Raw genomic sequence first — 23322 nt, forward strand, 5'->3', positions numbered from 1 at the left:
CTCAGTCGACCAACGTCCGGCCGGTGAGCCGCAGGAACACGTCCTCGAGCGTCGACCTGCGCACCAGCACCGCAGCCGGCTGCAATCCGCGCTCATGCACGGCCGCGACCGCACGCTCCCCGTCATCGGTGTAGAGCAACAACCGATCAGGCAGTACTTCGATCCGCTGCGCGAGGTCCTCCACCTTGCCGGCCAGCGCGTCGTGGTCCGACATCATCACCTCGGGCCCGAACCGCAGCTCGGTCACCTCGCGGGTCGAGTAGTCCCGGATCAGCTCGGCCGGCGACCCCTCGGCCGCGATCTTGCCACCGTCCATCACGACCAGCCGGTCGCACAACTGCTCGGCCTCATCCATGTAGTGGGTGGTGATGATGAGCGTGACGCCGGCCTGCTTGAGCCGGAACAGCTTGTCCCAGAGCAGGTGCCGGGCTTGCGGGTCGAGCCCCGTCGTCGGCTCGTCGAGCAGCAGCAGGTCGGGCTTGCTCACCAGCGACCGGGCGATCGTCAGCCGCCGCTTCATCCCGCCCGACAGCTCGTCGACCTTGACCTTGGCCTTCTCCGTCAGCGCGACGAACTCCAGCAGCTCATCGGCCCGCTCCCGGCACTCGGCGCGGCTCAGCCCGAAGTACCGGCCGTAGACGGTCAGGTTCTCGTGGACGGACAGCTCGACGTCGAGGGTGTCGTCCTGCGGACAGACGCCCAGCCGGGCCCGGATCGCCGGTCCGTGGGTACCCGGATCCATCCCGAGAATGCGCAGCTCGCCGCCGCTGACCGGGGAGACCGCGCCGATCATCCGCATCGTCGACGACTTGCCCGCGCCGTTGGGTCCGAGGAAGCCGAAGGCCTCCCCTTTCCAGACGTCCAGGTCGATCCCCGCGACGGCCTCGAAGTCCGCATAGGACTTCCGCAACCCCCGCGCCCGCACCAACGACTCCCGCAGTTCCGCCACCCCCCGACCCTAAACCGCGCTGCCGACAGTTCTCTTGCTGGTTTTGGGAGTACCACGCCCACGCACCCGATCCCCCCATCACGGCCTTGAGGCCCCCTACGTCTCCCCCAGCCCCGCCCCACCTTGAGCACCAGCCAGTCACCTAAACGCGGATCAACTCCCTGCCCGGTGCTCAAAGTCGCTGCCTGGCCGACCCCTCGCCCACCTTGTGCACCCAGCAGGCATGTGAACGCGACTCGAGCGCCTGGCCGGTGCTCAAAGTCGCGGGCCGGCGTCAGCCGCGGCCGGCGTACGGCATGCCGGCGGCCATCACCGTCAGGGTGGGGACGGCGATGCCGGTGGGGAGCTGGGCGATCTTGACCACGAAGTCGGCGACGACCTTGGGGTCGAAGGTGGGCTCGACCTCGATCGAGCCGTTGGGCTGCAGGACGCCGGCGCCCATCCCAGCGGTCATCGAGGTGGCCGCGTTGCCGATGTCGATCTGCCCGCAGGTGATGCCGAGCGGGCGGCCTTCGAGTTCCAGCGCCTTCGTCAGTCCGCTGATCGCGTGCTTGGAAGCCGTGTACGCGATCGCCTGCGGCCGCGGTACGTGCGCCGAGATCGAGCCGTTGTTGATGATCCGCCCACCCGACGGCTCCTGCCGCAACATCAGCGCGAAGGCAGCCTGCGCGCACAGGAACGACCCAGTCAGGTTGGTGTCGACTACCCGTCGCCAGTCCTCCTCCTTCACATCCTGTACTGCGGCCGCCGGCGCCCCCGTCCCCGCGTTGTTCACCAGCAGGTCGATCCGCTCCAGCCCACCGAAGAAGGCCGACACCGCAGCGCCGTCGCACACGTCCAGTACTGCGGTCCGCACCTCCCCCACGCCCGCCGGGCCGACCGCGCTCACCGCGGCGTCGGCCGTCTCCTGGAGTTTCGCCTCGGTCCGCCCGGTCACCGTCACCTGGAAGCCGGCCGCCGCGAGAGCCAGAGCCATCTCCCGCCCGAGCCCCGAACCCCCGCCGGTCACCACCGCCACCTGCTGCATGCCGTCCTCCACACCTCTCGCTGGATGGCCCATTCTCGCTGGTTACCTCTGCGTGACCGGCCGATGACGAGAAGTTAACAACTTGCGACACCTCCAAGAGATCCGGAAACTCATTTGCGTGTATCACGCAACCATGTATATGCTTGCACCATGCATGTAAATGAGGGATGGGTGCCGGAGACGCCGGTGGAGGGTGTCCTGCACGCCTTCACCCGGATCGGCCGCCGGCTGAAGTCGAAGCAGGCCGGCGACACGATCGACCACAGCGCCCACCTGGCGCTGTTCGTGCTGCGGTGCAACGGGGCACTGCGACTGTCCGACCTGGCCGCCAAGATGGAGATCGACGCCTCCACCGCCAGCCGCCACGTGCGGGCACTCGAGCAGGCGGGACTGCTCCAGCGCTCGGCCGATCCCGATGACGGCCGGGCCTTCCGGGTCGAGCTGACCGAGCAGGGCATCGCCGAGTGGGAGGCAGCGGCCAAGCGCCGGATGCAGCTGCTCTCCCAGGCGATGGACGGCTGGACGCAGTCGGACATCGAGACCTTCGAGAAGTTGATGACCAGATTTGCCGACGGGGTGACCAGCCTCGTCGACGAGCGCGACGCCGGCAAAGCATGGGCCGACAAGGGGTGGGCCCAAGCGGCCGCCGCGCACCGTAACGACGTACAGAACGTGGAGAACAACAGATGAGCACCACCGAGCCCGCGGTCGCGGCGCCTGATCCGAATGCACCGACTTACCTGTCCCACCGCAACATCCTGGTGATCCTCGGCGGCCTGATGGCCGGCATGTTCCTGGCCGCACTCGACCAGAGCATCGTCGGTACCGCGCTGCCGCAGATCGTCAGCGAGTTCAACAGCCTGGACAAGCTGTCCTGGGTGGTCACGGCCTACCTGCTGACCTCGACCGCCTCCACTCCGCTGTGGGGCAAGATCTCCGACCTCTACGGCCGCCGCCCGCTGTTCATCGCGGCGATCCTCACCTTCCTCGGCGGCTCGGTGCTGTCCGCGCTGTCGCAGAACATCGAGCAGCTGATCGGCTTCCGCGCCGTCCAGGGTCTGGGCGCCGGCGGTCTGATGTCGCTCGCCTTCGCCACCATCGGCGACGTGATCCCGCCGCGCGAGCGCGGTAAGTACATGGGGTACTTCGGTGCCGTCTTCGGCCTCTCCTCGGTGGCCGGCCCGCTGCTCGGCGGTCTGCTCACCGACGGTCCCGGCTGGCGCTGGATCTTCTGGATCAACCTGCCGATCGGCCTGGTCGCGCTGGGCATCGTCGCCGCCGTCCTGAAGCTGCCGCACGTGAAGCGCAGCCACAAGATCGACTACCTCGGTGCCGCCATCGTCACCGGCGCGGTCACCACGCTGCTGCTGGCGGTCTCCTGGTCCGGCCCGCAGAACGGCTGGGGCAACGGCACCACGCTCGCCCTGCTGATCGGCGCGGTCGTCCTCGCCGTCGCCTTCGTCCTGGTCGAGCTCCGGGTCTCCGAGCCGATCATCCCGATGGACCTGTTCAAGGGCCGGATCTTCTCCGGGTACGCCGGTTACGCCTTCCTGCTCGGCTTCGCGATGTTCGGCGCGCTGATCTTCCTGCCGCTGTACCTGCAGGCCGTCAAGGACCTGTCCCCGACCCGGTCGGGTCTGGCGCTGCTGCCGATGATCGTCGGCATCTTCTCCGCCTCGATCCCGAGCGGCCAGCTGATGAGCAAGACCGGCCGGTACAAGATCTACCCGATCATCTCGGCGGTCCTGGTCGGCGGCGCGATGGTGTTGCTGTCCACGATCGGCATGAACACGCCGTACTGGCACCTGGCGATCTACATGTTCGTGATGGGCGCCGGCCTGGGCCTGTCGATGCAGATCACCGTCACCGCGGCGCAGAACAGCGTGCCCCGGCAGCACATGGGCACCGCCACCTCGACGATGACCTTCTTCCGCTCGATGGGTGGAGCGATCGGTACGGCCGTCTACGGCGCGGTACTGACCAGCCGCCTGAAGGACCACCTGCACGACATCGTCCCGGCCGCCCAGCAGAACATGGTCGAGCCGCTGTCCAAGGCAGCCAACAGCGTGCCCGTGCTGCACGCCCTGCAGGAGCCGATGAAGGGCTGGGCCCTGAACGGCCTGGTCAGCGCGATGGACGACGTGTTCCTGGTCTCGCTGCCCTTCCTGGCGATCGCCCTGGTGATCGCGATCATCACCCCGGAGCAACGCCTGGCCGGCCGCACCGACGGCACCCCGAAGCCCGAGGGCGAGAACCTCGAAGCCTCAGCCGCCGCCGCAATGCACTGAGCACTGAGCACTGAGCACCAAGCACCAAGCACCAAGCACCAAGCACCAAGCAAGGAAACAGCCGAGGCGGCTCACACCTCGCCTTTCCAGAACCGCCGACGCCGGCCGTCCCCCGCAGGGGACGGCCGGCGTCGGCGGTTCTGCTCTTGTTCAGAGCTAGGCTCGTCCCGATGTCACGACTAGAGGCCTTCGGCAACCAACTGATCCAGTTCCACATCTACTTGCGTGAATTGCTCGAGGATCTTCGCGACCGGGTCGAAGCGGGCGAGCCGGTCAGTACCGGCGGGCTCGACCTGCGAGCGCACTGCCTGAGCTTCTGCCAGGCCGTCACCAGTCATCACACTGGTGAGGACAACGGCGCGTTCGCGGTGATCGGCGAGCATTATCCCGAGCTTCAGCCGGTACTGGCCGAGCTCAAGCGCGACCACCACCTCGTCGCGAGCTCCCTCCGCCGGATCGAGACCCTCGATCAGCTCGACCCTTGCGCACAGGCGCAGGAACTCGCCACGGTGGCAGCGCTCCTCGAGACACACTTCACCTTCGAAGAGCGCAAACTCCTCGACGCGTTCAACGCATTGAGCGACGTGAACGCGGCCGACCGGGAACGCCTCGCGCTGCCTTTCCGACGCAACGCATCGAGCTGACGGCGGCGTACCGGCGTAGCGGATCGGTGGCGGTCCGGAGTACTGGATTTGGGCTGACGGCAGACTGGGGCGTATGGATGCGCTGCAGGGCAGGATGGCGACGGTTGGGCTGCGGGCGTTGGCGGGTGATGGGTTCGTACTGGCGGGTGGGTATGCGTTGCGGGCGCATGGCTTCGGCGAGCGCGGGTCCGACGACATCGACCTGTTCACCGACGTACTGGATCCCGAGCGCTTCGCCGCCGCCGTCGAGCGGTTGGTCGCGGCGTTCCGCGGGGACGGCTTGGAGGCCGAGGTGGCCCGGCAGGCTCCGTTGTTCGCGCGGCTGGTGGTGACCTCGGAAGGCGCAAGCGCCAAGGCCGATCTCGGGGTGGATCACCGGTTGCTTCCGCCCACGCAGCTGCCGATCGGACCGGTGCTGTCGGAGGCCGATGCGGTCGGCAGCAAGGTCGGGGCTGTGTACTCGCGGCTGGAGCCGCGCGACCTGATGGACGTACAGGCCGTGCTCGACAGCGGCCGGTACGACGTCGACGCGCTGCTCGCACTCGCCGACCAGCGCGAGGCCACTGCCCTGGACCGGCCGATGTTCGCCCAGCAACTTCTCGCGGGCAGCCGGCTTCCCGCCGCCGGTTTCGAACGCTACGGCGCCACCCCGGAGCTGATCGAGCGCATTCGGGCGACGACCCGCGCCTGGGCCGAGCACCTGCGAAGCTGGACCGCCGATCAGGGACAATGACGCCATGAACGAGGAGCGACGGACCCAGCCCGGAGACCTGCACGAATCGCGGATCCCGTACGTCGTACCGGACTCTCTCGACCAGCTCACCGGCCCGCTGACCGGGATCGTCCAGGTCGGCATCCCGATCGACTGGAGCCCGCAGCGGGTCTACGACCTCAACAACCCCGACGACCGGATCGCGCTGTACACGACGGTGCTCAGCGAAGCGTCGACCGTCGAGGACCTGAGCCGGTTCCTCAACAAGGACGGCCTGCTGGCCCTCTGGCCACACCTACGACTCCCCCGGTACTGCGTACGCCGCTGGCACGCCAAGTTCCCCGAACTGGCTGAGCTGGGGGCAGGCGGCATATGGCAGTGATGGACCCGGACCACGAAGCAGCCGCCCGGATCGCACTGTCGGCGACGCGGGAGCAGGGGTTCGCGCTGGCCGGCGGTCATGCGCTGACCATGCACGGCATCGGGTCCAGGCCGTCGAAGGACGTCGACATCTTCACGGACCAGCAGACGGACTTCGACGGTGCCGTCGGCAACGTGCGGTCGGCGTTCGAGGAGCAGGGGTACGACGTCGAGGTGCCGCGGCGCTCCGAGGAGTATGCGCGACTGGAGGTCACCAAGGATGGGCGTACGACCCAGCTCGACATGGGCCGCGACTACCGCAGTCGCCCGGCCGTCGAGTCGGACGTCGGTCCGGTGCTGTCGGTCGACGACGCGGTCGGCTCGAAGGTCGGCGCGGCGTACGGTCGCGGCGAGGCCAAGGACTTCGTCGATCTCCAGGCGGCGGCCCAGGACGGTCGGTACTCCCGCGACGAACTGCTTGCCCTGGGCGACGAACGTGAGGGCTCCCCGATGGACCGTCCGATGTTCGCCGAGCAACTTACCTCCGCGGCCCGCATCCCGGACGCGAAGTACGCCGAACAAGGCCTCGCCCCGGAGCAGACGGCCGCCCTGAAACAAGACCTCAATGGCTGGGCCCAGGACATGCGCACCCGCGCCGAGAAGCCCGACCTCGACAACTCGATGCGCCTGCTCCAAACCGGACAGGCCCGCCCCGGCACGGCCCCGGCAGTCGCATCCTCGGGCGAAGCGGATCGCCGCCACTCCCCCTACGAACAGTCCCGCAACCCCAACGACCTGAGCCGCTGACCATTCGCGGGACGCGGCCGCACCGGGCGCCGGGGTGGGCCGGATGGGTTCGCCGGGCGGGACTTACCGGGGTCAGGTTGTTGGTTGTTCTGCCTCGGGGGTCGGGGGACGGCGGCGCGGTATGGGCGGGCGCGGGATCGGGCGGGGTGGTTCTGGGTCTACGTCGTGGCCGGCCAGGTGGTTAACGATGGTGCTGAGGACGGCGGCGGTCGGGACTGCCAGCAGGGCGCCGACGATGCCGGCGATGATGACGCCGGTGGCGATCGAGAGGATGACCGCCAGCGGGTGGACGTTGACGGCCCGGCCCAGGAGGAACGGCTGCAGGACGTGCGCTTCCAGTTGCTGGACGCCGACCACCACGCCGAGCATGACGATCGCCACCACCGGTCCCTTGGCGACCAGCGCGACCAGGACGGCGACGATGCCGCTGACCAGGGCGCCGACCACCGGTACGAACGCGCCGACGAAGACCAGGATGCCGATCGCGCTGACCAGCGGCAGCCCGAGGATCGCGGCGCCGAGCGAGATACCGATCGCGTCGACGGCGGCCACGATGATGGTCGCCCGGACGAACGCGGTCAGCGAGACCCACGCCTTACGGCCGGACGAGTCGGCCTTGTCGCGCGCGTGCCGCGGGAACAGCCGCACGACCCAGGCCCAGATCTGCGGACCCTGGTACAGGAAGAAGAACAGGCAGAACAGCGCGATGAACAGCCCCGCGACGACATGCGTCGCGGTGGTGCCGACCTCGGCCGCCCGCTGACCGATTCCGCCACCGTTCATCACAGTGTCGCGGAGCTTGTTCAGTGAGTCGGTGATGTCCTTCTCGGTCAGCCCGAAGTTGAGCCGGAGCAGGTCGCGCAGCTTCTGCCAGCCCTCGCCGACCTGGCCCGACAACTGGTCGAACTGGCCGGCGATCTGCGTCCCGACCAAGGTCAGCAACCCGGCCACCACCACGATCGTGCCGACCACCGTGATCCCGGCCGCGGCGCCGCGCGGCAGCTTGAGCCGGCTCAGCGCGTTCGTCACCGGCACGAGCAGCGCGGTGAGCAGGATGCCGACGGTCACCGGTACTACGACCTCGGACAGGTACCGCATCCCGTACGCGATCACGAGCACGGCCGCCACGATCACCAGGAAGCGCCACGACCAAGCACTCGCGATCTGCATCCCCGGCGTCACCCCGGTGTCGATCGCACCCTTGCTCGACGCCACGACCAGATGCTGCTCATCCGTCGGCACCACCGTCGCACTCACCTTGTCGGCGGCCGAGTTGTCCGCCACCGGACTCTCCCCCTCCCACCCCACCTGAGGCACGTCAGCCCCAGTCCCCCGCTCCCCAGACACCCCCGCTCCAGGCCCATCAACTCCAGCCACTGCGCCGTCCCCGGGCAAGGCCGCTGCGCTTGCGCCCTCCCCGGACACCCCGGTTCCAAGTCCGCCAGCTCCGGCCGCTGCGCCGGCTCCGGGCACGCCCGCCCTGCTCGCGCGGTCCTCGGAAATGCCTGCCCCGCTCGCGCCCTCCCCGGACAGCGCTGCTGCTCCAGGTCCGTCGACTCCGGCTACTGCGCCGTCGCCCGCCCCGCGCCTTTCGTTGGCTCGGCTTGCGCCGCCTTCGGGCGTCTCGGTCGAGTCGTCCCGCCCCACCGGCTCGTCCGGCTTGCTCATGACACCTCCGGGGTCTCAGTTCTTCCTGAGACTAGTTCCCCGGCTCAATCGTTCCGTGAATATGAGCGGCCAGTCCTTCAGCCGCCTTCGGGTCGAGCTCGGCAAGCAATCCCACACCCGCCAGCACGTAGTCGGAGTCGACGCACGTGCGTGCTGCGGTCGGTACCAGCCAGCCTTCTTCCTGCGCCCCGACGGAGATCCCGCCGAGGATCCGTGCCGCGACCTCCGGCCCGTTGTGCCGCAGCACTCCCCCGGACCCGACGAGCAGATCGACCTCACGCAGATCCTTCCCGGACCGCTCGATCACCCGCCCACCCGGCCCGAACACCACCCGCTGCCGCCCCGCATGCCGCCGGAGCGCCACCGTCGCCGCCACCCGAGCCAACGTCTCGTCGTACGACGCCTCGAGCGCATCACCCGGCAGGAACGACGGGTCCTCATGCCGACGCACAGCCGCCGCCTCGAGCACAGTACCGGCCTCGAGCAACCCCGCCTCCAGACCAGCGCCAACGACCGGTACCGCGCTCCAGCGCATCCCCAGATCACCCTCGACCGTCCGCGTCACCGGATGCGTCGCTACGACCTCACGACCGAGGTTCGCGTCCTCGGGATCGAGCTCGATCACCGAGTGCACATCCGTCGTCGCCCCACCGATGTCGACCACGGCGACATCCCCGTGCAACTTGGCGAGCACCTCGACTCCGCGGAGTACGACATCCGGCGTCGCCGCCCGGACCGTCTTCGCGAACCCCGGATCACGCGACAGATTCTTGCCACCGATCACATGCGCCAGGAACATCTCCCGGATCGCCGCCCGCGCGCTGTCCGGCGCAAACACCCCGATCTCCGGCACGACATTGTCCGCGATCACATGCGGAACATCGGCCGACGACAACAACTCACGAACAGCCTGCTGCGCATCAACGTTGCCCGCAGCAACCACCGGCCGGCGCCACTTGTACCTCGCCAGCACCGCGGCCGCGTTGGTGATCACCGCCGAGTTGCCACCATCGGTACCTCCGAGCAGCAGCACCACATCCGGGCGCTCGGCCCTGAGCGCCTTGAGAGAGCTTGCCGTCAGCCCACCGTTGACCACGGCAACCACCCGGCCACCGCTCGACAACGCGACCCGCCGGCCCGCTTCCGCGGTGACCAGCTCTTCGTTGCCGACGACACCGATTCGCAACCCGCCGCCCGCGCTCGAACAGGCCAGCACCTCCGCCGCGGCGACACCGGAGTCCGCCGCCAGCAACGCAGTACGGCAGGCGTACCAGCCGTCCATCACGTCGCTGTCGACGGTCGTGCGGTGTTCGGCCCGGGCGATCAGGTCACCCGAGCCGGCGTCCACCGCGATCGCCTTGGTGAAGGTCGACCCGAAGTCGACCGCCACCCACAGGCTCACGCCATCGCGCGATCGAGGTCCTGGAGCAGGTCGTCGATCGTCTCGATGCCGACGCTGAGCCGGATCAGATCGGCCGGCACCTCCAGCGGCGTACCGGCGACCGAGGCGTGCGTCATCTTGCCCGGGTGCTCGATCAGCGACTCGACGCCGCCGAGCGACTCGCCCAGCGTGAAGACCTCGGCCTTGTTGCAGATGTCCAGCGCTTGCTGCTCGCCACCGGTGACCCGGAACGAGACGATGCCGCCGAACCGCTTCATCTGCTTGGCCGCGGTCTCGTGGCCGGGGTGACCGTCGACACCCGGGTACAGCACCGAGGTGACGCCCTGGTGCCGCTGCAGGAAGTCGACGACCTTCTCCGCGTTGTCGCTGTGCCGGTCCATCCGGACGCCGAGCGTCTTGATGCCGCGCAGCACCAGGAACGAGTCGAACGGGCTCGCGACGGCGCCGATCGCGTTCTGGTGGAAGGCGATCTTGTCGGCCAGCTCGGTATCGCGGACGATCAGCGCGCCGCCGATCACGTCGGAGTGCCCGCCCATGTACTTCGTGGTCGAGTGCACCACCACGTCGGCACCGAGCTCCAGCGGCTGCTGCAGGTACGGCGAGGCGAAGGTGTTGTCGACCACCAGGAGCGCGCCGGCGTCGTGCGCGATCTGCGCGACGATCGCGATGTCGGCGACGTTCAGCAGCGGATTGGTCGGCGTCTCCAGCCAGACCACCTTGGTCTTGCCAGGGCGGATCGCGGCCCGGATCGCCTCGGGGTGGGTCACGGCCGCCGGGGTCATTTCGACACCCCAGGCGCCGAGCACCTTGGAGAACAGCCGGAAGGTGCCGCCGTAGGCGTCGTCGGGGAAGACCACGTGGTCGCCCGGCACGCACAGCGACCGGATCAGCGTGTCCTCGGCGGCCAGCCCGCTGGCGAACGCGAACCCGCGAGTACCTGCCTCGATCGCCGCCAGACACTCCTCCAGCGCCGTCCGGGTCGGGTTGGCCGACCGGGAGTACTCGTAACCGTTGCGCAGCCCGCCGACACCGTCCTGCTTGTAGGTGCTGGTCGCGTAGATCGGCGGTACCACCGCGCCGGTGGTCGGGTCGGGCTCGTTTCCGGCGTGGATCGCAAGCGTCTCGAAGCCGTAGGAGTGTTCAGAGTTCACCGGACCAGCGTACGGCCTGGTCCCATCCACATCTGAATCCCGTCCCAGCCCCGAGACAAGCCTGTGGATAACAGTCGGCGGGTGCACCTGGGATGGGCCTAGAGTTTCGCTGGCTGACGACATACGGAAGGAATCCGCCGGATGAAGACGCAGGACAGGTCGCTCGACGAGGACAGCCTGGCGATGGCCGACCTCGCCGAGATCACCGACTGGACCCCGATCGCCGGGCCCGACGACGATGAGTCGGGTGAGGCAGTGGTCCGCGCGCTCGTCCACCGGGTGATGGCCTCGACCACCTGGCAACCGTGGCCGCTCGAGCCGGGCGAGACGATCGACGACGCGATGGTCTCCTGGGGCTTCACCACCGGCCGCGGCATCACGATGGTCGTCTTCGCCGGGCTGGCCTTCTCGGACTGCCCGGACAGCGGCTGGTCGGCGTACGACATCGGTCCTGACGACCTCGCCGCGGCAGCGGCCGGGCTGGACGAGCACTGGCCGGAGCACCTCGCGCTGGCCACGCAGCACTGGGGACTGCCCGACTACGTCAACGACGACAGCGCAGAAGGCTTCGACGACGAGTGGGAACCGGGAGCGGGTGCGGGCCGTCGGCATCTAGCGGTCTGGGTGCGGCCGGGAGCGCAGTACCGGCTGTACAGCACCAGACCGAGTAAGGATCCGCTGACGACCGCTGTCGGGGTCAACTACGCCGTCTACATCGACTAGGAGCTCCGATGAGCCTCTCGAACCCGTCCCCGCGCCGGATGACCCGGCGAGGCACCCGGACGCTCAAGTCGGCGTACGCCCAGGCGCAACGCGACGTGAAGCGGATGGACCCGGCCGTGCTGGCCGCCGTCGGGCGCTCGAAGATGAACGGCCAGGACCTCAAGCACCTCGCCCACGCCAACATCAACGGCCTGTACGGCTCGAACCATGAGCGCTTCGCCAACCAGCTCAACGCCCAGGCGGCAGCGCAGGTGCAGGCGACGACACCTGCGACTGAGCGAACCCGCAACCCGTTCAAGAAGCTCGCGAACCGGCGCGAGGAGAAGAAGGCCGTCCGCCAGGGCCGGTACGTGCTGGAGCAGGCCTACGCCCAAGCCAAGAGCGAGGTCAAGCGAATCGACCCCGCGGTCCGGCAGGGCATCGGCCACTCCCGCGTCACCAAGCAGGATCTGGCCCGGCTCTCGACCGCCCAACTGAGCGCACCCATTCGCGCCGGCATCGAGCAAGCCGCGCAACACCACTACGCCCAAGCGCGCGCCTCCGCCGCAGCCGTCGCCGCCCAGCCGCCCCGGCAGTCCGCGGGCCAGCGAGTCGCCAACGCGGTCAACACCGCCTCCCGCTGGAAGAACTCAGTCCGCGACGGCGCGAACAACGCGATCGCCAAAGCAGAGAAATTCCGCACCGACTACAACGAACGCCGCCAAAACCCCACCACCCGCAACGCCCCCACCCAACCAACTGCTGCGCGCACTCCCGACGTAGCCGCCGACAAGGCCGCCCAAGCCAAGGCAGTCCACGCCGGCCTCAACAACACAATGCCCACCCCGGAAGCCACCGCCCCGGAAGCCGCCACCCCCGCCACCGACCGCCACCGAGCCCCCGAAGCAGCCGCCGCCTTCGACGGCCTAGCCCCCGCCAACGGCGCCGTCACCACCCAGACCGCGCCAACCGGCACCCCGCCCCCTCAAACCGGACAAACAGCCGAGGTAGCAGCAAACCAGCCCCAAACCGGCTCCTTCAGCGGCCAACTAGACCCCGCCATGGCCCCAGCCGCCGGCGCCGTCAAACCAGCAACCCAGCAATCCACCACAAGCCAAGGCCAAGCCACCCCCACCCACACCAAACACCAAAAACCCGAAGGCCAAGAGCGGTAACCCCCTAGGCCTCAGCTCTGGCTCGGCCAGCGATCAGTCGGTGAGACGGCTCGGGTGGTTGTTTTTGCGGCCTCGCCGGACCGCCCAAGTGGCGAAGACGGCCGAAAAGGCGACGCTGATCAGTGCGCTGGTCAGCGCGGTCAGCACGTTGGTGAGCGCGTTGAACATCAGCAGACCCAAGAACAAGAAGAGCAGCACCCCGGCCTGGATGGGGTGGGCCTGTTCCCACGCGGTAGCTCGTCCGTCATAGATGGCCCGCGGTGAGATGGCACAGAGCACGCACAAGCCGCAGAGTATCGCCGTTCTGACGACCTCGAGCAACTGATGGTTTCCGATCAACGGCAAGGCGAAAGTTACCGCCGCCACCAAGAACACGATGCGTATCCACGGCCGCGGACGCGCGAAACGCTTGCTGCCCCACACCATTCCCCACCCCTTGCCCGAGCCCATCCTGGCCCCGAATCATCGCAGCCGGCCGGGCCAAATAGGCGTGGGGGGCTATACGTCGGACCGCAGGCTATTAGTTGGTTTTGCGGGACAGTACGGCGGCTGCTGCTTCCAGGAGGATGGTGTGGAGGTCTTCGTCGGAGACCTCGGATGGGTCTGGGCCAACCGACAGCACCGCTCCGATGGCCTCTACCGCGGCCGCCGCGAGCAGGCGGTCGGCGATGGTCGGGTTCGGGCCTGCCAGCCAGAGCTGGAAACGGCGGCTCTGGTCGATCAGGTCGCCTAGCTGGTCGTCGAACGCGGCCAGTACTGCTGTGAGGTCCCGCAGTACGGTCGGGCCAGTCGCGCGGTGCTTGATGACGACGTCCAGGTACGCACCGAGCACCTCCAACTCCCGCTCGGGCGACCACTCCAGCCCGTCCGTCTGCTCGAACACCCGCTTCGCGTCGTCGAAGAACGTACCGACGATTGCCTGGAGCAACTCCTGCTTGGACGAGTAGTGGTAGTACAGCGAGGCCTTGGTGATGCCGACCTGCTCGGCGATCTCGCGCAGGCTGGTCTTCTCGTAGCCGCGGCTCGAGAACAGCTCGAGCGCCGCCCGGTGGATCTCGGCCTTGGTGTCGCGCGCCCTGCCCGGCGCCCCGCTCTCGTCCCGCACCTCACCAGACTAGGTCGTGTGGGTGTGCGGCTGCCGGGCCCCCTGGTCCGGCAGCCGCAGCTTTAGTTGGCCGCTGCTTCGGTCTTGAGTTTGACCGTGAACAGCGGAAGCAGGATGTGGACCAGCGGCCCGATCGCCAGCGCATAGGCGACGGTGCCGATCCCGACCACGCCACCGAGCAGCCAGCCGACCGCCAGCACGGTCACCTCGATGCTCGTCCGGACCAGTCGCACGCTCTTGCCGGTACGCCGTACCAGCCCGGTCATCATGCCGTCGCGCGGGCCGGGGCCGAGCTGGGCGCCGATGTAGAGCGCACCCGCCAGGGCGTTCACCACGATGCCGGCCACCATGAACACGATCCGCAGCCACAGCTGATCCGGCCGGTCCACGAGCGCGATGGTCAGGTCGACGGCCAGGCCGATCACGATGGCGTTGCTGATCGTGCCGACGCCGGGCCACTGCCGCAGCGGGATCCAGGCCAGCAGTACGACAAAGCTGACCACGATCGCGACCGTGCCGAAGCTGAGATCGACGTGCTTGGTGAGACCGGAGTGCAGGACGTCCCAGGGGTCGAGGCCGAGGTTCCCCTGGACCATCAGACCCATCGACCCGCCGTACAGCAGCAGCCCGAGGTAGAGCTGAACCAGGCGGCGCGGCAGGTGACCGGCCTTGAGTTGCTCGATCGGGTTCAGCGCGGCCAACTGGCGGCCTCGGACTGGTTTGGCGGCAGGGGCTTCCGAAGTGGCGGTCACAGAATCCAGTTTGCGGCCGATTGGCCTGGTGTTCGATAGCCACTTGGGCAATAGTGGACTGCATGACAGGGCAACAGCTCCCCGCAAGCACTCTGGCCGGCCTGCTCGGTACCTGGTCGGACGACTCCGGACCGGCGTACCGGAGCCTGGCCGAGCGGTTGCGGTTGCTGATCGCAGACGGGCGGATCATGCCCGGCGCGCGGGTGCCGTCGGAGCGCGAGCTGACCGACGCGCTCGGGGTGAGCCGGACGACCGTCGCTTCGGCGTACCGGGAACTGCGCGACCGCGGCTATCTCAACAGCCGGCGCGGCTCCGGCAGCGTCACCTCGCTGCCGTCGAAGGTCGAGCCGGAGCTCGGGCGCCATCACGCGCCGTGGATCGACACCGTCGGGCTCTACGACTTCACTTGCGCGGCCTCGCCGTCCGTACCGGGGATCAGCAGCGCGGTTGCCGAGGCCGTCGAGGATCTCCCGCTGCATCTGGCGACGCCCGGGTACCACCCTCAGGGACTGCCTGAGCTGCGGGAGGAGATCGCCGCGTCGTACCGCGCCCGCGGACTGCCGACGACGGCTGACCAGATCATCGTCACAGCCGGTGCGCTGGCCGCGACCGCGATCGCGATCCGGGCGATGACGCAGATCGGCGACCGGGTGCTGACCGAGAGCCCGACGCATCCCAACTCGGTGGACACCATCCGGCGGAGCGGGTGCCGCGTGGTCGGCGTACCGATGAGTCCCGACGGCTGGGATCTTCCGTTGCTGGAGGCAACGATTCGGCAGTCGGCGCCGCGGGCCGCGTGGATGGTGGTGGACTTCCAGAATCCGACCGGGCGGTTGATGCCGGCCGCCGATCGGCAACGGCTGGCTCGGGCGTTTGCTCGTGCCCGGACGACCGTGATCATCGACGAGACGCTGTACGAGTTGCCGCTGGACGGGCAGGAGATGCCGCCGCCGTTCGCCTTGTTCGATCCGCAGGGCGTGATCACGCTGGGGTCGGTCAGCAAGTCCTTCTGGGGCGGTCTGCGGATCGGGTGGCTGCGTGTGCCTGAGTCGCTGGTCGCTCGCATCCTCGATGCGCGCGCGTCGCTGGACCTGGGGGCGCCGGTACTCGAGCAGCTGGTCGTGACTCGACTGCTGCGTTCGTACAGGTCGGTACTGCCCGAGCGGCGGGCCGCGCTGGCGCTGCGGCGGGACACGCTCGCTTCGGCGCTTCGTACTGCGCTGCCGACCTGGCGGTTCACGTTGCCCGGCGGCGGGCTGTCGATGTGGTGCGAGCTGCCCGAGCCGGTGGGGTCGAGCCTGGTGGGGGTGGCCCAGCGGAACGGAGTACTGCTGGTTGCTGGGGCGCGGTTCTCACCTGATGGTGGGTTGGAGTCGTTCTTGCGGCTGCCGTACACATTGGATCCGGATACGCTGCGTGACGCTGTTTCGCGGTTGGCGGCCTCGTACGAGTCGCTGACGGCGGGACCACCGCTCCGGCGTACCGCCGCGATGATCGCTTGACGTAAACGCCCCGTAATCGGCCGGGGGAAGGTTCACCCCGGGCGTCGCGTTGAGAGACTATGAAAGCCACTTTGCGAGAGGCGTGAGATGTCGTTCTTCAACCGCAACACCGCCCTGGTCGAGCCCGAGCGCGCGCTGCCCGGCCGCCCAGAGCCCACCTTCGCCGTACCGGCGGACAACATCGTGCTCGGTACGCCGCAGACCGCACCCGCTCCCGAGGGTTTCGAGGAAGTCTGGTTCGGCACCGGTTGCTTCTGGGGCACCGAGGAGATCTTCTGGCAGCAGCCCGGGGTCTACACGACCGCGGTCGGCTACGCCGGCGGCTACACCCCCAACCCGACGTACGAAGAGGTCTGCTCCGGTCGTACCGGCCAGACCGAGGCGGTCCGCGTCGTCTACGACCCCACCAAGACCACCTTCACCGATCTGCTGAAGGTCTTCTGGGAGACCCACGACCCGACCCAGGGCATGCGCCAGGGCAACGACCTCGGCTCCCAGTACCGCTCGGCCATCTACTACACCACCGAGGCCCAGAAGGCAGAGGCAGAGCGCACCCGCGACCTCTACGCCCCAGTCATCAAGCCCCTCGGCTACGGCGACATCACCACCGAAATCGCCCCGGCCAGCACCTTCTACTACGCCGAGGGCTACCACCAGCAGTACCTAGCCAAAAACCCCAACGGCTACCGCTGCCACAGCAACACCGGCGCCAAGTTCCCCACCGACGTATAGCGCCCACCCGTACTCGTCTAGCGGGCTGAAGTCTTGAGCCCACCCGAACCACCTGCGGCCCCATGTGATGCACCTGAAACCCGCATCCCATGGGGCCGCCGCCATGCCCAGCGGCTTCAGATCACCTCGTTGCGTGGTGTAACGCGGTGGCGGTTGTGGACGATCTGAGGGTGGGCGGGCAAGGGCACCGGCCGTCGTGCTCGAGTGGGGGTCATGTTGCGTTTGCCAACAGTGCTGGTGCTGGTCGGTGTGTTGCTCACCGGTTGTACGGCAGCCGAGGGTCCGGCGACGTTCGTGGCAGAGGCGTCTGATCAGCTGTCGATCGTTCAGTGGACCGAGGACGGCGACGGCGTTCTGACGGGGACTTATCAAGTGGTCTCCGCGTCGAGCAAGTCCGACGGGCCGGCCACGGAAAGCTCGGACGCCAGCATCCGTGGGCGGGTTTCGAAAGGTGCGCTGAACCTGACTGTTGACGGTCTCACCACCATCACCGGGACGTTGTCGGGCGACACCTTGACGCTGTCTGTACCCCAGAAGGACGGCGGTGTCCGGACCGTGACGTACTCACGCTCGACGATCGAGTCCTACAACCGTGCTGTTCAAGCGCTCGCGACGCGCGTCTCCACCGAGCGGGAAGAGCAGGCCAAGGCCGCCGCGGATGCCAGTGCGGCGGCAGCACTCGCAGGCGACGAGCAAGCACTCGCGGACAGCATCGGCAATATCCCCGAGTTGATCAGCGCCGTCAAAACAGCCGGCGGCGGACTGACGGTAGCGCTCGGCAACGTACAGAGCGCCCTCAAGACGCAGCGGGCAGCGCTGGCCGCGGTGAAATCGGCCGACTGTGTCGACGTATTCACCAGGATCGGCGACGAGGGCACCGCGTACGGCGACCTGATGACTGCCGAAGGCGACTTCGGAACCGCCACGGCGGACCTCGCGAGCGCCGAGCAGGATCTGCAGACCCAGATCACGTCAATTCAGGCATCCGCGAAGAGTGTCCAAGCGCAGGGCGGCACAGTGCCCGACCTCTCGAGCGTGAAGGAGGCAGCCGGAGTTCTGCGCCAATCAGGTACGACGAAGACGACGGCAACTGCGAAAGTTCACAGCCTGACGACCTCTGCCGAGCAGATCGACACCGCAGCCAACGATCTCGCGAGCCGAGCCTGCTGACCGGTACCTGGGAACGTACGAAGCTGAATGTCGAGAGTTGGGGGTCGGCGCCGATGTAGCTTCGAGAGGGCCGATCGGCGGCTGCTCCGACGTTAGGGAACTCTGATGAAGTACGTCGTACTGATCCACTCCAACCCGCAGCCGTGGGGGCACCCGACCGGTGACACGGTGGCCGAGCATCAGGCGCTGCCCAAGGCCGAGCGTGACCGGTTGAACTCGGACTTCGAGAAGCTGTTGGGCGAGCTCCAGGCCAGCGGCGAACTGCTCGGTGGCGAGGCCCTGGGCGACCCGGCCACGTCTCGTCTCTACCGGTACTCCGGTCGTCCGGTCGTCACCGACGGCCCGTACTCGGAGGCGAAGGAACACCTGGCCGGCTTCTTCCTCATCGACGTCGACAGCCCCGAACGCGCCGACGCCGTAGCCCGAACCTTCGCCGGCCCCGGCGAAACCATCGAGCTCCGCCCGATCCACGTCTTCTGAAAGACCCCGGCCGGGCCAGTACGCCGTACTGGCCCGGCTGCCCCAACGCCTGGCGTTCCCGGCGAAGCCTCCAACGCTGTCCGTCAGAGATGGACGTGTGACAGCAGGGCGGACATTCAGGGGCCTGGAGGGGTGCAAATGGAGAGATTTCGCGCGCGGCTGGGGCGGGGCTGATGGTGAGCCCACAGCCGTTCTTCGTGAATTTCACCTGTAGCTCGACCCGCCATCCCGGCGTGGCCAGGTTCGAGTGGATGAGTGAGCAGTGGGTGCTCGTCGGAGCTTCTCGACAGCGGCCTGAGAGCAATCCGGTGGCCGCCAAACGGCGCTCGCAGTCGGGTGGTTTCGCCTGCGCGTCGACCTACACCGGCTGCCCGAGTTGTGGAGCCGACAGCTTCGTCCAGTGTGGGGGTTGCCAGAGCCTGGGGTGCTGGGACAAGAGCTGGCCGGACTTCACCTGTCCCACCTGCGGCAACCGGGGCCCGGTGTCAGGCGAGATCGAATCGGTCTCGACGACCGGCAGCAGCTGAGGAGCGGGCGATGGGTTTCGACCTGGAACGCGGCCAGTTCGGCGCATACACAGTGGACCAGGCCACCCTGGCCAAGGGTGGGGTGGGTTCGATCCACCGGACCGACGATCCGCGCTTCGTCGTGAAGCGCTACTTCAACCCCGCCAAGGCACCGAGCCTGGCGCGACTCGATCCGCTGACCAGGGTCGGCCGCGAGGTACTGGTCACCCGCGGAAAGCGCCCCGGCGACACCCCGGAGTCCTCGGTGAACTGGCCGGTCGACTATGTGCTCGACCGGTCGGGCGCGGTCAAAGCCGTCGTACTGCCCGCGATCCCCGCCGAGTTGTTCGACGCCGACCTGGGTACCGTCCGCACCCTCGACTTCCTGATCATGTCCCGGGCCCGGCCGCCGCTGGCCAGGGAACGGGTGGCGCTGCTGCTCCGGATGGCCGAGATCCTGGCCTTCGTCGACGCGCAGCAGCTCGTGCACGGCGATCTCAACGTCAAGAACCTCGCCTGGACGTTGACCCCTGAACCGATCATGTACCTGATCGACTGCGACGGAATGGTCCCGCGGGACCCGCCACCCCAGGTGGGCGTCGCGGCGGCCGGCTGGACCGATCCGCGGGTGGTGACCAGGGCGATCAAGGCACACGACCACTACAGCGACCGGTACTGCCTCGCGCTCGCGATGTACCGGGGCCTGCTGCTCACCCCCGGCCGCCTCGACCGGGCAGCCGACGGCAGCTGGCCGGAACCCGGCAACATTCCGGCCCAGCTCGACAAAGAGATCGCCAGCCTCATCCGGCGCGGGCTGTCACCGCTGGATCCTGGTATGCGGCCGCGGCCCAGGGAATGGGTCGATGCGCTCCTGCGTGCCTACGTGCCGGGCGGCCGATTCGACGTGCGGGCGCTGCAAGCACTCGACGCCATCACGAAGCCGAAACCGAAACCGAAGCCGGCCGCCCCGTTCGTACCGTTGCCGAAGACCACCTGGGATCCGCGGCCATCGACCCCCACGGTCAGGCAACCGCCTCAGCCGCCGCCGACTCCTCCGCAACCAGTGCCGCTTCCCCCGCCATCTCCGCGGTGGTCGTCGCCACTACCGCCACCACCGGTTACTCCTCAGACTTGGTCGCCACCGCCACCGCCACCGCCTCGCCGGTACCCACAACCGGCTACCCCGACCGCTTACCCCGGTCAGTACGAGCTCATCTCCGCTCCCACCGGCGGTGTGGCCAGGCGAGCACTGGCCGGCGGACCTGCCTGGTACGTGAAGGGCGTGCTCGCGCTATTCCTCATCTGGCCGGTGGCGTTGGTCTATTGCGTCGTCGGTCTCCTGCAACTGATGCGCGCTGATTCCCGGTACCCCGGAGTCACCCGGGCACGGATCAGCCTCGGGATCTACGGCGGATTTGCGGCCCTCTTCGCCCTGGGTTTCTTGTCCAGCGTTTAGTCATGCACAAAACAATCGCCTGAATCGACAGAAAGAGAACACCATGAACGAAAACTCGGAGTCTTATACGATTTTCCCGATCTTCATGCTGGTGGACGTCAGCGCGTCCATGGCGGGCGGGCCGATCGAGGCCTTGAACGAGGCCATGCCGGAGATCAAGAAGGTGATGCTCTCGGATCCGACGGTCGGCGAGATCGCCCGGGTCGCGCTGGTGACGTTCTCGGACGACGCCCGGACCCTCATCCCGCTCTGCGACCTGGCCGACGCGCCCATTCCCGAGGTGATGGTGGAAAGCGGCACGAACTTCGCGGCCGGCTTCCGCGAGACCAGGTCCGCGATCGAGAGCGGACTGCGCTCGTTGCCGAAAGGTACGCCGTTCTACCGGCCTGTGGTGTTCTTCCTGAGCGACGGTGAGCACATTGCCCGGGAGGACTACCGACCCGCGCTGGCCGAGTTGAAGGACCCGAACTGGAAGTTCGCCCCCGAGGTGGTGACCTTCGGTCTGGGCGAGGCCAGGAAGGAGGCGCTGCAGGAGATCGCGAGCCGCTTCGCGTTCATGGCCAACGACACCAACCCGGCCGACGCCGTCAGGGAGATCATCAACGCGCTGATCAGCAGCATCCGTACGACCTCGCGGAGCTTCCACGATCCGAACCAGGTCGACGGCCTGCACATCGACGCGCCGAGGACCCACTTCACACCGCTAGAGAAGTTGTCGGCGTGACCGCCGGCCAGGACGAGCGGGTCGACTCACCGCCGGCCCCGTCGGACCAACCGGCGACCACGCCGCCGCCCGAGTCGACCGAGCCACCCACACAGCCTGACGACGACCCGGAAACCCGCGCACCTGACCCCCGCGTCCCCGAAACCCGCGACTCCGACGCCCGCCCCGAAATCCGCGACCCCAACCCTGAAGCCCGTGACCCTGAAGCGCGTGAGTTGCCGACGTCGGCACCGGTCATCGGCAAGGTCCGGCCGCTGCCCCAGCTCCACGTCGGCGTGGGAGTCGTACATCGCACGCCGACGGTCGCTCTCGACGGATTGAGTGTCGGCTCGTTCCATGTCGCGGCCGCATCCCAGGCCGGTACCGCGCACCTCATCAAGGGCGAGCCACGCCAGGACTCGTACGACTTCGTCCTGACGCCCACCGGTCGCCTCGTCGTAGCGATCGTCGACGGTCTCGGCTCGCGCCCGGCTTCGCAGGTCGGCGCCCGGATCTTCTGCGAACAGGTGACGATCCTTGCCGGTACGACGGACTGCACCGCGGCCGAGTACCTCGTCCAGGCAGCCGCCCAGACCAGCGCAACCGCCGAGGACAGCTACGGTCTGCCCAGCGACGACATCTCCTTCGTCGGAGCCGTCGCCGTCTTCACCGAGGATGCCGTCGACATCGCGCGGGTAGGAGATGTGTCAGCGTTCGCACTGACCTCCGACGGCTCCTTCAGCGAACTGTTCGAGCACGACGACATGGCCCTCAACATCGTGCCGGCCCGGCTGCCGAGCACCCATGCGCCCGTGGCCGAGGAGGTCCGCACCGGCAGCGACAACCAGATCGTGCTGACCACCGACGGCCTCGCGACAGACCTCCGCAACTCCGCCGGCCTCCGCGAATGGCTCGCTCAGGAGTGGCGGCTGCCCCTCGGCCCCTACGCCATGGCCAACAGCCTCCGGTACCGCCGCCAAGGCTCCCACGACGACCGAACAGCAGTAGTCATCTGGAGACACGCCGACATCGCCGCCGACTCACCAGCCGACGAGCCGGCCAGCGCAGAAGGCGCCGATGCATCGGTTGTTCAGAAGTTCATGTCCGAGCCCGACTGAGCGGGTCAAGGTCCAGGGCGGTGAATCGCCCGGCCAGGTCTTCAATCCAGGCGGGTGGGGTTCGGTGGTCTGGGAGGGGGACGGCTGCTTCGCTGCGCCACAGGGCGTCGCCGAGCGTGGTGCGGACGTGCCACGCCATCACTCGGTCCGTTGCCAAAGTACGGCCGGTGAGTTGTTCGTAATGGTGCTGGGTGGCGGTCAGGAGTTCGGCGCCGGGGCCTGTTCCGGGGAAGCAGCGCAGGTCGTACTCCGCCTCCGCGAGGCCGGCGGTCTCGAAGTCCAGGACTGCGCGGAGGTGGGCGCCACGCCAGATCTGGTTGCCGCCGTGCAGGTCGCCGTGCACCAGAACACTCGGGCCCGGCGTCGCCAGTACTTCGTCTGTCCAGTCGCACCATTGGCTGACAGTAGGGCGCTGCTCTGGGCGAACCCACTTCGGAAAACGTTCGCGCAGTACATCGGTCGAGACTGGTTGCAGCGATGCAGGAGGAAGGTCACCGACGTGGGTCGCCGAATCGTGCAGCTCGCTCAGAAAGTGGGCGAGCTGCCCACCGGCCTGGTCCAGGTCGAGCGAGTTCGCAACGTCGAACAGCGCCCGACCCGGAACGAGCTTGGTCACCAGCAGCAGCGGGTCGGTGCTGCTGGCAACTACCTCTGGCAGGTACGGGATCGCCAAGGCCTCCAGCATGGTGATCTCGTGGGCCAGCCGGTGGGCGGCGGGGCGCGACCAGGCGTACTTCGCGACGTACCGCTCCCCGATGACCGTACTCGCCGACCACCACGTGGGGTCGTCCTCGCCCGGCGATTCGCGAAACGCGATCGGGTGGTCCGCCAACGCGGGCGCGACCTGCCTCAGCGCCTCGGCCAGCGCGGTCGTCGATCCGTCCTGCAACCACCTCATGCCTGCCGAGGCTAC

24 protein-coding genes are annotated in these 23322 nt (G+C 68.2%); 15 read left to right on the forward strand and 9 right to left on the reverse strand.

Translation table 11 applies throughout. The features are described from left to right. Position 1 precedes the first annotated feature (1 nt). Both ACIA12_RS32675 and ACIA12_RS32680 read right to left on the reverse strand, forming a co-directional pair. Positions 2-949, reverse strand: coding sequence for an ABC transporter ATP-binding protein (locus ACIA12_RS32675; RefSeq protein ID WP_396371067.1), 948 nt, complete (start codon positions 947-949; stop codon positions 2-4). A 274-nt stretch (positions 950-1223) separates the two neighbouring features. Continuing rightward, positions 1224-1976: an SDR family oxidoreductase gene (locus tag ACIA12_RS32680; protein WP_396371068.1), complete on the reverse strand. Its 753-nt coding sequence runs from the start codon at positions 1974-1976 to the stop codon at positions 1224-1226. 150 nt (positions 1977-2126) lie between these two features. On the opposite strand from ACIA12_RS32680, the gene ACIA12_RS32685 reads away from it, so the two are divergent. The 6 genes from ACIA12_RS32685 to ACIA12_RS32710 all read left to right on the forward strand — a co-directional run bounded on the left by ACIA12_RS32685 (position 2127) and on the right by ACIA12_RS32710 (position 6787). Next, positions 2127-2666: a MarR family winged helix-turn-helix transcriptional regulator gene (locus tag ACIA12_RS32685; RefSeq protein ID WP_396371069.1), complete on the forward strand. Its 540-nt coding sequence runs from the start codon at positions 2127-2129 to the stop codon at positions 2664-2666. After that, positions 2663-4264 carry an MDR family MFS transporter gene (locus tag ACIA12_RS32690; RefSeq protein ID WP_396371070.1) on the forward strand — a complete coding sequence of 534 codons (1602 nt, stop codon included), beginning with the start codon at positions 2663-2665 and terminating at the stop codon, positions 4262-4264. Before ACIA12_RS32685 ends, ACIA12_RS32690 begins: the two co-directional genes overlap by 4 nt. Before the next feature lie 170 nt (positions 4265-4434). Then, entirely contained in the window at positions 4435-4908 is a 474-nt protein-coding gene (locus ACIA12_RS32695; RefSeq protein WP_396371071.1) for a hemerythrin domain-containing protein, read from the forward strand. A 73-nt stretch (positions 4909-4981) separates the two neighbouring features. Continuing rightward, positions 4982-5641 carry a nucleotidyl transferase AbiEii/AbiGii toxin family protein gene (locus tag ACIA12_RS32700; protein ID WP_396371072.1) on the forward strand — a complete coding sequence of 220 codons (660 nt, stop codon included), beginning with the start codon at positions 4982-4984 and terminating at the stop codon, positions 5639-5641. 4 nt (positions 5642-5645) lie between these two features. Then, a complete protein-coding gene (locus tag ACIA12_RS32705; protein ID WP_396371074.1) occupies positions 5646-6002 on the forward strand; it encodes a hypothetical protein in 357 nt (118 codons plus the stop codon). After that, the gene (locus ACIA12_RS32710; RefSeq protein ID WP_396371075.1) at positions 5993-6787 is read left to right on the forward strand and encodes a nucleotidyl transferase AbiEii/AbiGii toxin family protein; all 795 of its coding nucleotides are present in this window, start codon (positions 5993-5995) and stop codon (positions 6785-6787) included. The genes ACIA12_RS32705 and ACIA12_RS32710 overlap by 10 nt, the downstream gene beginning before the upstream one ends. Positions 6788-6859: 72 nt before the next feature. Here the strand turns inward: ACIA12_RS32710 and ACIA12_RS32715 are convergent, their stop codons facing one another. From ACIA12_RS32715 to ACIA12_RS32725, 3 genes are all read right to left on the reverse strand, one after another. Beyond that, a complete protein-coding gene (locus tag ACIA12_RS32715) occupies positions 6860-8071 on the reverse strand; it encodes an AI-2E family transporter (protein ID WP_396371076.1) in 1212 nt (403 codons plus the stop codon). A 415-nt stretch (positions 8072-8486) separates the two neighbouring features. Further along, on the reverse strand, positions 8487-9857 hold the full coding sequence (locus ACIA12_RS32720; RefSeq protein ID WP_396371077.1) for a glutamate mutase L: 1371 nt from the start codon (positions 9855-9857) through the stop codon (positions 8487-8489). After that, on the reverse strand, positions 9854-11008 hold the full coding sequence (locus tag ACIA12_RS32725) for a cystathionine gamma-synthase (protein ID WP_396371078.1): 1155 nt from the start codon (positions 11006-11008) through the stop codon (positions 9854-9856). The genes ACIA12_RS32720 and ACIA12_RS32725 overlap by 4 nt, the downstream gene beginning before the upstream one ends. A gap of 141 nt (positions 11009-11149) precedes the next feature. On the opposite strand from ACIA12_RS32725, the gene ACIA12_RS32730 reads away from it, so the two are divergent. Both ACIA12_RS32730 and ACIA12_RS32735 read left to right on the forward strand, forming a co-directional pair. Then, entirely contained in the window at positions 11150-11731 is a 582-nt protein-coding gene (locus tag ACIA12_RS32730) for a hypothetical protein (protein ID WP_396371079.1), read from the forward strand. Positions 11732-11739: 8 nt separating this feature from the next. After that, positions 11740-12885 carry a hypothetical protein gene (locus ACIA12_RS32735; RefSeq protein ID WP_396371080.1) on the forward strand — a complete coding sequence of 382 codons (1146 nt, stop codon included), beginning with the start codon at positions 11740-11742 and terminating at the stop codon, positions 12883-12885. Positions 12886-12918: 33 nt separating this feature from the next. Here the strand turns inward: ACIA12_RS32735 and ACIA12_RS32740 are convergent, their stop codons facing one another. The 3 genes from ACIA12_RS32740 to ACIA12_RS32750 all read right to left on the reverse strand — a co-directional run bounded on the left by ACIA12_RS32740 (position 12919) and on the right by ACIA12_RS32750 (position 14742). Further along, entirely contained in the window at positions 12919-13311 is a 393-nt protein-coding gene (locus ACIA12_RS32740; protein WP_396371081.1) for a hypothetical protein, read from the reverse strand. Positions 13312-13405: 94 nt separating this feature from the next. After that, the gene (locus ACIA12_RS32745) at positions 13406-13990 is read right to left on the reverse strand and encodes a TetR/AcrR family transcriptional regulator (RefSeq protein ID WP_396371082.1); all 585 of its coding nucleotides are present in this window, start codon (positions 13988-13990) and stop codon (positions 13406-13408) included. Between the two features lie 62 nt (positions 13991-14052). Continuing rightward, positions 14053-14742 carry a YitT family protein gene (locus tag ACIA12_RS32750; protein WP_396371083.1) on the reverse strand — a complete coding sequence of 230 codons (690 nt, stop codon included), beginning with the start codon at positions 14740-14742 and terminating at the stop codon, positions 14053-14055. 62 nt (positions 14743-14804) lie between these two features. Between ACIA12_RS32750 and ACIA12_RS32755 the strand changes: the two genes are divergently transcribed. The 7 genes from ACIA12_RS32755 (at position 14805) to ACIA12_RS32785 (ending at position 22409) form a co-directional block, all read left to right on the forward strand. Continuing rightward, on the forward strand, positions 14805-16244 hold the full coding sequence (locus tag ACIA12_RS32755; RefSeq protein ID WP_396371084.1) for a PLP-dependent aminotransferase family protein: 1440 nt from the start codon (positions 14805-14807) through the stop codon (positions 16242-16244). Positions 16245-16331: 87 nt separating this feature from the next. After that, on the forward strand, positions 16332-16976 hold the full coding sequence (gene msrA / locus ACIA12_RS32760; RefSeq protein WP_396371085.1) for a peptide-methionine (S)-S-oxide reductase MsrA: 645 nt from the start codon (positions 16332-16334) through the stop codon (positions 16974-16976). A 213-nt stretch (positions 16977-17189) separates the two neighbouring features. Next, positions 17190-18146 carry a hypothetical protein gene (locus ACIA12_RS32765; protein WP_396371086.1) on the forward strand — a complete coding sequence of 319 codons (957 nt, stop codon included), beginning with the start codon at positions 17190-17192 and terminating at the stop codon, positions 18144-18146. Positions 18147-18251: 105 nt separating this feature from the next. Beyond that, positions 18252-18626, forward strand: coding sequence for a YciI family protein (locus tag ACIA12_RS32770; RefSeq protein ID WP_396371087.1), 375 nt, complete (start codon positions 18252-18254; stop codon positions 18624-18626). A gap of 537 nt (positions 18627-19163) precedes the next feature. Further along, entirely contained in the window at positions 19164-20588 is a 1425-nt protein-coding gene (locus tag ACIA12_RS32775; protein ID WP_396371088.1) for a hypothetical protein, read from the forward strand. 43 nt (positions 20589-20631) lie between these two features. Further along, entirely contained in the window at positions 20632-21312 is a 681-nt protein-coding gene (locus ACIA12_RS32780; protein WP_396371089.1) for a VWA domain-containing protein, read from the forward strand. Beyond that, positions 21309-22409 (forward strand): protein phosphatase 2C domain-containing protein, encoded by a 1101-nt coding sequence (locus ACIA12_RS32785; RefSeq protein WP_396371090.1) that lies wholly within the window; start codon positions 21309-21311, stop codon positions 22407-22409. Before ACIA12_RS32780 ends, ACIA12_RS32785 begins: the two co-directional genes overlap by 4 nt. On the opposite strand, the gene ACIA12_RS32790 is transcribed toward ACIA12_RS32785, so the two are convergent. After that, positions 22390-23307, reverse strand: a complete 918-nt coding sequence (locus ACIA12_RS32790) for a phosphotransferase family protein (RefSeq protein WP_396371091.1) — start codon at positions 23305-23307, stop codon at positions 22390-22392. The two genes, ACIA12_RS32785 and ACIA12_RS32790, sit on opposite strands and share 20 nt — an antisense overlap. Between the last annotated feature and the right edge of the window lie 15 nt (positions 23308-23322).

It is taken from the genome of Kribbella sp. NPDC051620 (assembly GCF_044453825.1).
GTDB lineage: Bacteria > Actinomycetota > Actinomycetes > Propionibacteriales > Kribbellaceae > Kribbella.